The 13112-nt window shown below is 70.1% G+C and carries 13 protein-coding genes; 4 read left to right on the forward strand and 9 right to left on the reverse strand.

What is annotated here, in order from left to right; all coding sequences use genetic code 11:
• Nucleotides 1–4 precede the first annotated feature (4 nt).
• Nucleotides 5–970, forward strand: coding sequence for an AraC family transcriptional regulator (locus tag AAHB17_RS07850; protein WP_342129981.1), 966 nt, complete (start codon nt 5–7; stop codon nt 968–970).
• A 109-nt stretch (nt 971–1079) separates the two neighbouring features.
• On the forward strand, nt 1080–2255 hold the full coding sequence (locus AAHB17_RS07855) for an FAD-dependent oxidoreductase (protein WP_342129982.1): 1176 nt from the start codon (nt 1080–1082) through the stop codon (nt 2253–2255).
• On the opposite strand, the gene ruvC is transcribed toward AAHB17_RS07855, so the two are convergent.
• The 9 genes from ruvC to AAHB17_RS07900 all read right to left on the reverse strand — a co-directional run bounded on the left by ruvC (nt 2256) and on the right by AAHB17_RS07900 (nt 11022).
• Nucleotides 2256–2804: a crossover junction endodeoxyribonuclease RuvC gene (gene ruvC / locus AAHB17_RS07860; RefSeq protein ID WP_342129983.1), complete on the reverse strand. Its 549-nt coding sequence runs from the start codon at nt 2802–2804 to the stop codon at nt 2256–2258. It lies immediately after the preceding gene.
• A 6-nt stretch (nt 2805–2810) separates the two neighbouring features.
• A complete protein-coding gene (locus AAHB17_RS07865; protein ID WP_342129984.1) occupies nt 2811–3800 on the reverse strand; it encodes a phosphatidate cytidylyltransferase in 990 nt (329 codons plus the stop codon).
• A 16-nt stretch (nt 3801–3816) separates the two neighbouring features.
• Nucleotides 3817–4443, reverse strand: a complete 627-nt coding sequence (locus AAHB17_RS07870; protein WP_342129985.1) for a lysophospholipid acyltransferase family protein — start codon at nt 4441–4443, stop codon at nt 3817–3819.
• Nucleotides 4444–4453: 10 nt separating this feature from the next.
• A complete protein-coding gene (locus AAHB17_RS07875) occupies nt 4454–5194 on the reverse strand; it encodes a transglycosylase domain-containing protein (protein WP_342129986.1) in 741 nt (246 codons plus the stop codon).
• Between the two features lies 1 nt (nt 5195).
• Nucleotides 5196–6023, reverse strand: coding sequence for a shikimate dehydrogenase (aroE, locus tag AAHB17_RS07880; RefSeq protein WP_342129987.1), 828 nt, complete (start codon nt 6021–6023; stop codon nt 5196–5198).
• 11 nt (nt 6024–6034) lie between these two features.
• Nucleotides 6035–6892: an energy transducer TonB gene (locus AAHB17_RS07885; protein WP_342129988.1), complete on the reverse strand. Its 858-nt coding sequence runs from the start codon at nt 6890–6892 to the stop codon at nt 6035–6037.
• On the reverse strand, nt 6889–8955 hold the full coding sequence (locus tag AAHB17_RS07890; protein WP_342129989.1) for a ribonuclease catalytic domain-containing protein: 2067 nt from the start codon (nt 8953–8955) through the stop codon (nt 6889–6891). Before AAHB17_RS07890 ends, AAHB17_RS07885 begins: the two co-directional genes overlap by 4 nt.
• 62 nt (nt 8956–9017) lie before the next feature.
• Entirely contained in the window at nt 9018–10403 is a 1386-nt protein-coding gene (gene radA, locus AAHB17_RS07895; protein ID WP_342129990.1) for a DNA repair protein RadA, read from the reverse strand.
• A 13-nt stretch (nt 10404–10416) separates the two neighbouring features.
• Entirely contained in the window at nt 10417–11022 is a 606-nt protein-coding gene (locus AAHB17_RS07900) for a YqiA/YcfP family alpha/beta fold hydrolase (protein ID WP_342129991.1), read from the reverse strand.
• Nucleotides 11023–11045: 23 nt separating this feature from the next.
• Between AAHB17_RS07900 and rodA the strand changes: the two genes are divergently transcribed.
• Both rodA and AAHB17_RS07910 read left to right on the forward strand, forming a co-directional pair.
• Nucleotides 11046–12203, forward strand: coding sequence for a rod shape-determining protein RodA (gene rodA, locus AAHB17_RS07905; protein ID WP_342129992.1), 1158 nt, complete (start codon nt 11046–11048; stop codon nt 12201–12203).
• Entirely contained in the window at nt 12200–13099 is a 900-nt protein-coding gene (locus AAHB17_RS07910) for an NAD(P)-dependent oxidoreductase (RefSeq protein ID WP_342129993.1), read from the forward strand. Before rodA ends, AAHB17_RS07910 begins: the two co-directional genes overlap by 4 nt.
• Nucleotides 13100–13112: the final 13 nt, after the last annotated feature.

A 13112-nucleotide genomic window follows, 5' to 3' on the forward strand; every position in this document is an offset into this window, starting at 1 on the left:
CCCCATGGGGCCCACGACCGATCCGCACAACACAACAGGCGACACGCTCAGCCGCGTGCTCGCCGCCTGCCGTTCCGAACGCGCCGCCACGGCGCGCTTTTCGCTCACGGCGCCCTGGGCCCTGCGCTCCGAAGGGGTGGAGGGCTTGCTGATCCGCCTGGGCGCGGGCGCTCCCTGCTGGCTCCAGGTCGATGGACTGGCGCCGCAGCCGCTGGGCGAGGGCGACATCGCGCTGCTGCCCTCGGGCGTGGCCCACATCGTGGCCAGCGACCCCGCCCTGTCGCCCCAGCCCATACAACCCCTGATCGCCGCCCACATGCGCGGGCGCCACGGCGAGCACCCGTTGTGTTTCGCGCACGGCGGCGGCGGCGCGGCGACCGAGCTGTACTCGCTGCACCTGTGGGTGCCGGCCGCCGTGCTGGCGCCGGTGCTGCGGCGGTTGCCGCCCCTGCTGCTGCTGCGCCAGGCCGAATCGCCCACGCACGCCCTGCTGGCGCTGTCCATGCGCGCCCTGGTGGACGACACGCTGCGCCAGCGGCCGGGCTGGCAGCTCAGCGCCAACCGCATGGCCGACCTGCTGCTGGTGCACGTGCTGCGCGAGTGGCTGGGCCAGGCACAGGACCCGCATGCCGCCTGGTGGCGCGGCCTGGACGACATGCGCATCGCCCGTGCCGTGGCGCTGATGCAGGAGGAGCCGGCCCGGCCCTGGACCGTGGACGCGCTGGCGCGCGCCTGTGGCCTGTCGCGCACGGTGTTCACCGAGCGCTTTCGCGCCCTCATGGGCCAAAGCCCCATGGACCACCTGGTGGCCCAGCGCATGGCCCTGGCCGCGCGCCTGCTGCGCGAGCGCCGGCGGGATCTGTGGTCGGTGGCCGAGGCGGTGGGCTACGGCTCGGACAAGGCCTTCGCGCGCGCCTTCCAGCGCCACATGGGCGCCACGCCGGCCGCTTGGCTGCGCGGGGCGGACTGAGTCCCGGCCGATCGGTGCCGGTTGGCGGCCGTCCGGTGGTTGAGCCCGGGCGCCTGGCGCGGCACCATCACGTCCCATGACACGCACCCCACGCACCCCACGCACACCCATGACCCCGCCCCGCGCCCTGATCGTGGGCGCCGGCATCGCCGGCTGCTGCGCCGCCATCACCCTGGCCGGCCAGGGCTGGGCGGTGGAGCTGATCGAGCGCCAGCCGGTCTGGCGTTTCCAGAGCTCGGGCATCTTCGTCTACAGCAACGGCCTGGCCGCGCTGCGCGAGGTGGGCGTGCTGGACGAGATCCTGGCCGCCGGCTTTGCCATCGAGGATGGGCGCAACATCTACCTCGACCACCTCGGTCAGTCCATCGTCGACACCTTCTACCCGCGCTCGCCCGACGGCACGGCGCCGCCCATCCTGGGCATCAAGCGCGCCGAGATCCACCGCGTGCTGGCCGCGCGGCTGGCGGCGCTGGGCGTGCCGACGCGGTTGGGCGTGACCCTGGCGGGACTGGACGAATCGCCCGAGGGCGTGGGCATCAGGTTGTCGGACGGCAGTGGCGGTCGCTTCGACTTGGTCATCGGTGCCGAGGGCCTGCGCTCGTCGCTGCGCGAGCATGTCTGCGGCCCGCTGGCGCCGCGTTACAGCGGTTTCGGTGTCTGGCGCAGCGTGCACCGCCGCCCGCCCGGACTGCGCGCCAAGGTCATGCAGATGGGGCCGGGCACGCGGCTGGGCATCATGCCCATCAGCCAGGACCACCTCTACATCTTCGGTACCGTGCGCCAGCCGGCGGGGCACCACCTGCCACCCGGAGACTGGCCGGCGCTGATGCGCGAGGCCTTCGCGCCCTACCAGGGGCCGGTGCGCGCCTTTCTCGACGAGCTGGGGCCCCAGTCCGAAATCCTCTACACCGCCGTCGAGGAGGTGGTGGCGCCGCTGCCCTGGCACCGGGGCCGGGTGCTGCTGATCGGCGACGCCGCCCACGCCTCCACGCCCTTCATGGGCCAGGGCGGCGCCATGGCCATGGTGGACGCTGTGGTGCTGGCCCAGGTGCTGGCCGGGGTGGATGCCGAGGACGCCACGGCGCTGCAGGCCGCGCTAGCCACCTTCGGACAGCGCCGCCAGCCTGTGTGCGAGATGGTGCAGTCCGCCTCCCGCGCGGTGGGCGAGGCCGGCGCGCGCGAGCTGGCCGACCCGCAGGCCTGCGTGGCCCGTGACCAGGCCATGCGCGCCAACGCCCAGGCCCAGGTCGATGCCTTCTACGCCCGCCTGGCGCAATGGGCCTGATCAGTACGTCCTGCCGGCGCGGTAGGCGCTGCTGGTGCGGGCCTGGGTCTGCGTGGTCTTGTTGATGGCGGCCAGGGTGCGCCCCACCTGGGCGTGGGTGATGCACAGGCCCAGCGCGTCGGCGGCGTCCTTGCCGGGCAGGCCGGGCAGTTGCAGCAGGCGTTTGACCATCTCCTGCACCTGTTCCTTGGCCGCCTTGCCGTGGCCGGTGACGGCTTTCTTGAGCTGCAGGGCGGTGTATTCGCGCACGTCCAGGCCGTTGGCCACCAGGGCCGTCATGCAGCAGCCGCGCGCCTGGCCCAGCATCAGGGTGGCCTGGGGGTTGACGTTGACGAACACGATCTCGCACACGGCGATGGCGGGCTGGTAGCGCTGCACCACCTCGCCGATGCCGTCGAAGAGAATTTTCAGGCGGTGGGGCAGCAGCACGCCGTCGCCCGGGCTGGTCTTGATGGTGCCGCTGGCCACGTAGTGCAGGCTGGCGCCTTCGCTGTCCACCACGCCGAAGCCGGTGCAGGTCAGGCCAGGGTCGATGCCGAGGATGCGCATGGTCGGTCAGAGTCCAAAGTACCAGCGCACGGAATGGAAGAACACCGGCGCCGCAAAACACAGGGCGTCCACGCGGTCGAGCAGGCCGCTGGCGCCGGTGACGGAACGGCTGGCGCCGCCCCAGTGGGTGACACCGCGGTCGCGCTTGATGGCTTTCATCACCAGGTGGCCCAGGGAGCCGGCGGCACACGCCACCAGTGCCATGGCCAGCGCCTGGCCGGGCACGAAGGGCGTGAAGCCGGCCAGCAGCGTGCCCAGCAGTCCACCGGCCAGCAGGCCCGCGGTCCAGCTGCGCCAGCTGAAGCTGTCGCTGATCTCGGGCGCCACCGGCCGCCGCAGGCGCCGCGCCACGAGGTGCTGCACCAGCATGCAGGTCTGCACCACCAGCACCAGGAAAAACACCAGGAAGGCGTTCTTGCCGTTGAAGCGCGGGAAGTTCAGCACCAGCAGGGCTGGCACGTGGCTCATGCCGTAGACGCAGACCATGATGCCCCATTGCAGCTTGGCGTTGCGTTCCAGGAAGCGTTGGGGGTCGTTGCCCAGGGCGCTGGCCACCGGCAGGGCCAGGAAGACGTAGACCGGGATGAACACGGTGAACAGGTTGTAGCGCCCGCCCCAGACCAGCAGGTACTGCAGCGGCAGCACGACAAAAAAGGCCAGCACCAGGCTGCGGTGGTCGCCACGGCGGGTGGGCGACAGGCTGATGAATTCGCGCAGGGCAAAGAAGGACAACAGGCCGAACATCAGGGTGCCCACGCCGCTGCCGGCGGCCCAACCGATCCAGAAAACGGTGGCCATGATCCAGGACACCTGCAGCAGGTGGCGGTTGTCGCGCTGGTTGCGGATGCGCGCCTCATGCCCGCCGTCGGTCTGGTGCCGCTCGCGCATCGACAGCAGCAGCGCCGCCACGCTGGCCAGCGCCAGCAGGCCGAACAGCAGCACGAACAGCAGACCGATCTGCTGGTTGTGGCTCAGGCTGCGCAGGAAACTGGTCATGCCGTGGCCACCGGGCTCAGATGTCGCGCAGGGCCATGACGGCCTCGCGCGCGCGGGTCAGGAAAGCGGCGCGGTCCTCGCCGGCTTCCAGCCGGATCGGGGCGCCGAAGGTCACCGAACACAGGACCGGCACCGGCACCACCTCGCCCTTGGGCATCACGCGCTGCACGTTGTGTATCCAGCTGGGCACCAGCACCACGTCGGGAAAGCGCTGCGCCAGGTTGTACAGGCCCGACTTGAAGGCTTGCGGGTCTTCCTGGTGGCCACGCGTGCCCTCGGGGAACAGGATGATGGAGTCACCACGCGTGAGCGCGTCGATCAGCGGCTCCAGCGGGTCGGTGGCTTCGCCGTCGGGGCCGATCTGGCGCTGACGGTCCACGTAGACCGCGTTGAACACCTCGGTGGTGATCCAGCGCTTGAAGCGGCTGGCGGTCCAGTAGTCCTTGGCGGCGATGGGGCGGGTGATGCCGCGCAGCTCCTGAGGCAGGGCGGCCCAGATCAGCACCAGGTCGGCGTGGCTCTGGTGGTTGGCGAAGTAGATGCGCTGCTCGGCCTTGGGCGGGCAGCCGTGCCAACGCGCCTGGGCGCCGGTCAGCACCCGCACAAAACCCAGCAGCAGCCAGCCGACGATGCGCGCCATCATGGCCGCCGCCTCATGGGGCCTGCACCGCGCCCATGCGGGCGGTGATGGTGGCGGCGCGCCCGGCCAGGTAGGGCGATCCCGGGCGGCTCTCGAAGAACTTGGGGCTGGGCAGCATCACGGCCAGGCGCGCGGCCTCGCTCGGGGCCAGCTGCCGCACGGACTTGCGGAAATAGCGCTGCGACGCGGCCTCGGCGCCGAACACGCCCTCGCCCCATTCGACGCTGTTGAGGTAGATCTCCAGGATGCGGCGCTTGTCCAGCAGTGCTTCCAGGGCCAGCGTGAGCACGAATTCCTGGCCCTTGCGCAGCAGGTTGCGCTCACCCGAGAGCAGCAGGTTCTTGGCCAGTTGCTGGGTGATGGTGGAGCCGCCCACGACCTTGGGTGGCTTCACGGTGGCCGGGTTCTTGGCGCGGGCCGCGCGCTGTTCGGCCAGTTCGGCCCGCTTGGCGTTTTTTTCCCGGGCCGACTCGATCGCGTCCCAGTCCACGCCATTGTGTTCGTTGAAAGCCGCGTCCTCCGAGGCCATCACCGCGCGCTTCAAGTGGGGCGAGATCTGCCCGTAGTCCACCCACTGCTGGCGCCAGCGCGGCAGGCCCCGCTCGGCCACCGCCAGACGCCAGGCCTCCGAGCGCATGAAGGCCGTGCTTTGGGGATCGACCACCGCCATCAACGCGATGCGGCCGATAAAAAACACTTGCAGGGCGACCAGGGCCGCCAGCATCCACAGCAGCCAACGCAGCACAGCGCGCATGTCAGCCCATGGCGGCGCGGCGCTCGGCCATCACCTGTGCGGCCGGTGGCATCACGCCGCGCCAGAGGAAAAAGGCCTCCGCCGCCTGTTCGATCAGCATGCCCAGGCCGTCGCGCACGGTGGCGCCATGGGCGGCGGCCCACAGCGCGAAGGGCTCGGCCTTGGGGCCGTACATCATGTCGACCACCAGGGTGCCACCGCGCAGCGCGCTGGCGGGCAGCGGGGGCTCGGCGCCGTTGAGGCTGGACGCGGTGGCGTTGACCACCACGTCGAAGCTGCCGCTCACATCGTGCAGGCCAGCGGTGCTCAGGGCCACGCCATGCTGGGTGGCCCAGTGGGCATGGCGTTGCGCCAGCGCCTGCGCGCGCGCCACGGTGCGGTTGGTCAGCACCAGCTCGGCCGGGCGCTCCGACAACAGCGGGCCCAGGGCGCCCGCACCGGCACCACCCGCGCCCACCAGCAGCACGCGCGCGCCGCGCAGGGGCACGCCGGCGTTCTGGGTGATGTCGCGGACCAGGCCGATGCCGTCGGTGTTGTCGCCGTGCACGCCGTCGGCTTCAAACCAGAAGGTGTTGCAGGCTTCGGCCAGGCGCGCGCGCGCGCTGTGGTGCTGCACCCACTGGTAGGCGTCGAGCTTGAAGGGCACGGTCACGTTGCCGCCGCGCAGTCCGGCGGCGCGGGCGGCCTGGATGCCGGACAGGAAACCGCCCAGCGGCAGCTCCAGGCGTTCGTACACCAGCGTCTGGCCGGTCAGTTCGGCAAAACGGGCGTGGATGTCGGGGGATTTGCTGTGGGCCACGGGGTGGCCGACGATGGCGTAACGGTCCATGCTGAGTAGGCTTATGGGGTCATCATTTGTTGGGTCTGCAGTGTCTCGTCGCGCGTGAAGCGGAACCGTGACACCACCACGATCTGGTCGGCGCGTTGCCGCATGGCGCTGGTGAAGCCGCCAAAGCCCAGGCTCTTGACAATGGCCTCGGCGCGCGCGTCCAGCGCGGCCTTGCCGGATTTCTCCACGATTTCGGTGGCCAGCACGCGGCCATCGAAGTTGACGGTGATCAGCATCGTCAGCTCGCCGTAGAGCTTGCGGCCACCGACTTCGGGGAACTGCGCCGTGCCACGGTCTTCGATCTTGCGGCGCAGCTGGTCGTAATAGATCGCGTACACCGCTTCGCGGGTGGCCGGGCTGATGTAGCGCTTCTTGGGCCGCGCGTTTTCCTCGTTGATGCGGCGCTCGATCTCGGCCAGCAGCTTGACCAGCGCCAGCCGGCGCTCCTCGCGCTCCTGCTCGTCGTGGGTGCGCTGGGCCTCGGGGGTCTCGTTGACGCGGTAGCTGGCCAGCTGCTTGCGGATCTGGGCCAGCATGCGGTTCTGCTGCTCCTTCATCGCCTCGACGCGTTTTTCCTCTTCCTCCACCGGGTCGCCCAGGCGGGCCTGGGCCGAGGGCGGCAGGGGCGAGGTGGCACGCCCGCGCTGGGCCTCGCCACCGCCGGTGAGGTTGGCCTGGGCGATGGCCTGGGCCTTGTCGGGCTTGTCCTCGCTGCGGGCGTTGACCAGCACCACTTCCAGAGGCGTGTCCTGGAACACGCGGTTGAAGGCCTCGGGGTGGACAAAACGCACCGTGAGCAAGACCGCGTGCACGGCCACCGACACGCCCAGGGCGATCTGGAGGGGGCTGAACGCGGCGGGGGCTTTCACGGGGTGGGATTATCCGTGTCTGACGAGGTTTCGGGCGCGGCGGCGGTGCTGTCGCCCGCATCCATGTCGACCGCGATCGCCAGCGGCGCGGCCAGGCTTTCCTCGCCTTCGGCCTCGTCGTCGATCAGTTCGTCCACGTCCAGGTCCAGGCGCTCGATCACGGTGCCGCCCACATCGAGCGAGATCAGGTCCATGGCGCCCAGGCGCACCCGCACGTGGGCGCCACGCGGCAGGCCGTCGGCGCCCATCACCTGCAGCACCAGCGGCAGGCTGTCGGCGCGCACCAGGCCGTCCTTCATCACGGTGGCGGTCAGCTCGGTCGTGCCGGCCTGCTGCAGGTGCTTGAGCGTCCAGTAGCGCTCCATGCCACCCTGGAACTGGTTGTAGGCACTGTAGGCACCATCGAAGGCGCTGATGATGGAGAACAGGTCGGCGTCCTTCGGCTTGAAGGGCGCGGCCAGCGCGGCGGTCTTGCCATGGCGGGCGCAGGCGATGATCTGCCACTGGTTGACCAGGTCGGTGTAGCGGCGCAGGGGCGACGTGCTCCAGGCGTAGCACTTCACGCCGATGCCGGCATGGGGCAGGGCCTTGGTGCCCATGCGCACCTTCATGCCGGGCGCCAGGCTGTGCTGGCTGCGGTAGATGCCGGGCACGCCGCAGTCGGCCAGCCACTGGCCCCAGGTGCTGTTGGCCACGATCATGGCCTCGGCCACCATCAGGTCCAGCGGCGCGCCACGTTTGCGGGTGGTGATCAGCACTGTCTCGTCGCCCACCGGTTCGTCGCCTGCCTTGTCGGCCAGCTTGAAGCTGTAGTCGGGGCGGTTGAAGCTTTCGGGCTTGCCGCGCACCACCTCGCGCTGCGCCTTCAGGTGCTGGGCCAGGCGCCACAGAAAGGCCAGCTGGGGCTGCAGCGCCACCAGCTCGGCCGGGGCGCTGGTGTCGGGTACGCCGGCCAGCCAGGCGGGCGTGATCAGCTCGTCCAGCTTGTCGTGGCGCAGGTTGTGGGCGATGGGCACCCGCTCCAGCTTCGTTTCGGTGGCGGTGAAGGCCAGCGTGGCTTCGTCGATGCTCACATACAGTGACACCGCCGGGCAGTCGCGCCCTTCGTCCAGTGTGTAGGCCTGCACCACGGCGTCAGGCAGCATGGTGATCTTGTGGCCCGGCATGTAGACGGTGGACAGGCGCGCGCGCGCCACCTGGTCCAGCGGGCCGCCGGGCGCGATGGCCAGGCCGGGCGCGGCGATGTGGATGCCCAGCGTCACCGTGCCGCTGCCCAGGCCCTGCACCGACAGCGCATCGTCGATTTCGGTGGTGTGCGAGTCGTCGATGGAGAAGGCCAACACCGTGGCCAGCGGCAGCTCGCCTTCCACCGGCGGCGCCTGCAAGGCGGGGAAGCCGGTGCCCTTGGGGAAGAAGTCGAACAGGAAACGCTGCCAGTGGAACTGGTAGGCGCTGGCGATGGCGCCGGCTTTCTCCAGCAGGGCCAGCGGGGCCAGGTGGGTGAGCTTGGTGGCCTCGGCCACGGCCTTGTATTCGGCGGCGTTCTTGTCGGGGCGGAACAGGATCTTGTAGAGCTGGTCGCGCACCGGCTGCGGGCAGCGGCCGGCGGCCAGCTCGCCGGCCCAGGCTTCGATCTGCGCTTGCACCAGCTTCTTTTTCTCGATGGCGGCCAGCGCCTGCTGCACGATCTCGGCCGAGGCCTTCTTGAAGCGGCCCTTGCCGGCGCGGCGGAAGTAGTGTGGCACCTCGGACAGCTTGAACAGGGCGGCGACCTGCTGGTCCACCGAGGGCGGGTCGCTGAAGTAGACACCCGCCAGATCGGCGAAGCCGAACTCGTCCTCGGGCGCGAATTCCCAGGCCAGCTCGGCCTCCATGCCATCGGCCAGCGCCTGGGCGGCGGACAGCAGCGCGGCCGGCGCCGGCTTCTCGAACTTGAGCAGCGTGTTGGCGGCCTTGACCTTGACGCGTTTGCCCGAGTCCAGCTCGACCTGCAGCGAGCTTTCGGCTTCGGACAACACGCGGCCGGTCAGGAACTTGCCGGCTTCTTCGAACAATGCAAACAAAAGGGGCTTTCGGGGTCGGTCTGGGAAAGCCCCGAGTTTACCGGGCGGGGGGTGGTCGGGGCTCAAAAGCCGCGCACCACCTCCAGCGCGTCCTCGATGCGCTCCACCGCGTGGATGCTCATGCCGCTCAAGGCCGCCATCAAGGCCTTGTCGGACGCCTTGGGCGCGTTGGCCTTGGGCACGACCGCGACCGAGAAGCCCAGTTTGGCGGCTTCCTTCAGGCGTTCCTGCCCGCGCGGGGCGGGGCGCACCTCGCCGGCCAGGCCGACCTCGCCAAAGGCGATGAAGCCCTTGGGCAAGGCTTTGCCGCGCAGGCTGCTGGTGATGGACAACATCACCGCCAGGTCGGCCGCGGGTTCGCTGATGCGCACGCCGCCCACGGCGTTGACGAACACGTCCTGGTCCATGCACGCCACACCGGCGTGGCGGTGCAACACGGCCAGCAGCATGGCCAGGCGGTCGCGGTCCAGGCCCACGCTCAGGCGCCGGGGCGACGGCCCGCCGGTGTCGACCAGGGCCTGGATTTCCACCAGCATGGGCCGCGTGCCTTCCAGCGTCACCATCACGCAGCTGCCGGGCACCGGCTCCGCGTGTTGCGAGAGAAAAATGGCGCTGGGGTTGCTCACGCCCTTGAGGCCTTTTTCGGTCATGGCGAACACGCCGATCTCGTTGACCGCGCCAAAGCGGTTCTTGATGGCGCGCACCAGGCGGAAGCTGCTGTGGGTGTCGCCCTCGAAGTACAGCACCGTGTCCACCATGTGTTCCAGCACACGCGGGCCGGCCAGCGCGCCCTCCTTGGTCACGTGGCCCACCAGCACGATGGCGCAGCCGCTGGCCTTGGCGGCGCGGGTCAGGTGGGCGGCGCACTCGCGCACCTGGGCCACCGAGCCCGGAGCCGAGGTCAGCTGGTCGGAGTAGACGGTCTGGATCGAGTCGATCACCGCGATGGCCGGCTGCTGCGCCTGCAGCGTGTGCAGGATTTTTTCCAGCTGGATTTCGGCCAGCACCTTGACCTGGCTTTGGTTCAGCCCCAGGCGGCGCGAGCGCAACGCGACCTGGGCGCCGCTTTCCTCGCCGGTGACGTAGAGCGTGCTCAGGCCGCTGCGCTGCAGCGCGTCCAGCGCTTGCAGCAGCAGGGTCGATTTGCCGATGCCGGGGTCGCCGCCGATCAGCACCACGCCGCCTTCGACGATGCCGCCGCCCAGCACGCGGTCCAGCTCGTCCAGGCCGGTGGGGCTGCGGTCGACGTCGCTGGCCTCGATCTCGGACAGCACGGCGATCTGGGCCGTGGGCGCCAGCGCGGCGAAGCGGTTCCTGGTGCCCGCCACGGGTTCGGCCACCGATTCCACCAGCGTGTTCCAGGCGTTGCAGTGTGGGCATTTGCCCAGCCAGCGCGGGCTGCTGCCGCCGCACTCGTTGCAGGTGTAGAGAGTCTTGTCTTTGGCCATGGGTGAGCCCGTTTCAGGCCAGTTGCAGAAATTGAATCAGTTCGCCGATGTGCTGGTCGAAATCCGACAGCGCGTGGTCCCCGCCGGTCAGCAGCTGGATGTGGGCGCCCACGCAGCCACCCACCATCTCGCGCCAGTCCAGCACCTCGTCGCCCATGGCGATCAGCGCCCAGGCGTCGCGCAGGGGCAGGGTGATGTGGTTCTGCAGGGCCTGCAGCTCGGCCACGAAGCCGGGTTCGAAGAAGATGCGCTCCTGCGGGTTCTGCCAGGTGGTCTGCTCGCCGATGTGCTTGGCCAGGTCGCGCGCGGGCCGGATGGCCGGGTTGAGCAGGGCGACGCGGCAGCCCAGGCGGGTGTGCAGCCAGCGGGCGTAGAAACCGCCCAGCGACGAGCCCACCACGGCCATGCGCTCGTGGGGCCAGTCCCGGGTACCGTCCAACACCTGTCGCATGGCCGCCTCGGGCGAGGGCGGCAGCTGCGGGCACCACCACACCACGTCGGGGTGCTCGCGGGCCACGCGCTCGGCCATCTGCCTGGCCTTGGCCGACTGGGGCGAGGAACGGAAACCGTGCAGGTAGAGCAGGTGGGTGGCCGGGGGGCGCGGAGCGGAGTCGGGCATGGCCCCGAGGATAATTCACCCCCATGGCCGTTGTATTTGACAAACCTTCTCTGTGGCAGCGTGTGGCGCCCGTCTTCCAGGGCTTTGACGGGCCGCTGGCGCTGGCCGTGGCCCTGCTGGCGGGCATGGGCCTGCTGGTCATGTATTCCGTTGGCTTCGACCACGGCACCCGCTTCGCCGACCACGGGCGCAACATGCTGATCGCCGGCGCGGTGCTGTTCACCGTGGCCCAGGTGCCGCCGCAGCGCCTGATGGCCCTGGCCCTGCCCATGTACATGGCCGGCGTGGTGCTGCTGGTGGCGGTGGCCTTGTTCGGCATCACCCGCAAGGGCGCCACCCGCTGGCTGGACATCCAGATCACCGTGATCCAGCCCAGCGAGCTGATGAAGCTGGCCATGCCGTTGATGCTGGCCTGGTGGTTCCAGAAGCGCGAGGGGCAGTTGCGTGCGCTCGATTTCATCGCCGCTGGGGCCCTGCTGCTGGTACCGGTGGGGCTGATCGTCAAGCAGCCCGACCTGGGCACGGCCGTGCTGGTGCTGGCCTCTGGCCTGTGGGTCATCTATTTCGCCGGACTGAGCTGGAAGCTGATCCTGCCGCCGGTGTTGCTGGGCGTGATCGGGGTGGTGGTGCTGGTCAGCATGGAGGGCGACTGGTGCCAGCCTGGCGTCGACTGGAAGGTCTTGCACGACTACCAGAAGCAGCGCGTGTGCACCCTGCTCGACCCCACCCAGGACCCGTTGGGCAAGGGCTTCCACATCATCCAGGGCATGATCGCCATCGGCTCGGGCGGCGTCTGGGGCAAGGGTTTCATGCAGGGCACCCAGACCCACCTGGAGTTCATCCCCGAGCGCACCACCGATTTCATCTTCGCCGGCCTGTCCGAGGAGTTCGGCCTGCTCGGCGTGCTGGCCCTGCTGGCCGGCTTCACCTTCCTGGTGTTGCGCGGCCTGGCCATCGCCATCGAGGCGCCCACCCTGTTCTCGCGGCTGGTGGGCGGCGCCATCACGCTGAACTTCTTCGTTTACGCCTTCGTCAACATGGGCATGGTCAGTGGCATCCTGCCGGTGGTGGGCGTGCCTTTGCCCTTCGTCAGCTATGGCGGCACGGCCATGGTCACGCTGGGCGCGGGCCTGGGCATCCTGATGTCGATCGCGCGCTCCAAGCGGCTGGTGCAGACATGAGCGCATCGGTTCAGGTGGGCCTCGTTGGCGCTGGCAACATGGGTGGCGCCATGCTGGCGCGCCTGCGTGAATGCGGCTGGTTGGTGGCCATGCACGACATCGCGGCTGCGCGCTGCGACGAGGCCCAGGCGCTGGGTGCGCGGGTCTGTGCAAACGCCGCCGAGGTGGCCCGCGGCCTGGCGTCCGACGGCGTGCTGATCGTGGCCGTGGTGGACGCGGCGCAGACCGAGGACGTGTTGTTCGGCCGCTCGGGTGCGCTCACCGGCCTGCGCGCCGGCCAGACCGTCCTGTTGTGCCCCACCATCGCGCCCGACACCGTGGAACGCTGCGCCGCGCGTCTGGCCGAACGGGGCGTGTTCACGCTGGACGCGCCGATGTCGGGCGGCCCCGCGCGGGCGCGAGACGGCAGCATGAGCCTGATGCTGGCCGGTCCGCAGGCCGTGCTGGCGCGGCACGTGGCCCTGCTGGCCGACCTGTCGTCGCGCCGTTTTGTGGTCAGCGAACGGGTGGGCGACGGCGCGCGCACCAAGCTGGTCAACAACCTGCTGGCCGGCATCAACCTGGTGGGCGCCGCAGAGGCCCTGGCCCTGGCCGGGCGCCTGGGGCTGGACCTGTCGACCACGCTGGACGTGATCGAGCAGAGCAGTGGTCAGAGCTGGATAGGCAGCGACCGCATGCGCCGCGCCATCGCCGGCGACCTGGCGCCGCGCGCCCACGTGACCCTGCTGGAAAAAGACACCGGCCTGGCCGTCGCGGCCGGGCAGGCGGTGGGCTTTGAAGGCCCGCTGGGTGCCCGTGCCGCCGCCGTGTTCCGCGCGGCCCACCAGGCGGGCCTGGCCGAATTCGACGACGCAGCGCTGTTCCAGCTCTTGCGTGGCCCCGACCGCGCCGCTTGACCCCTGCGGTGGC

This window comes from Hydrogenophaga sp. OTU3427, assembly GCF_038440225.1.
Lineage (GTDB): Bacteria > Pseudomonadota > Gammaproteobacteria > Burkholderiales > Burkholderiaceae_C > Hydrogenophaga.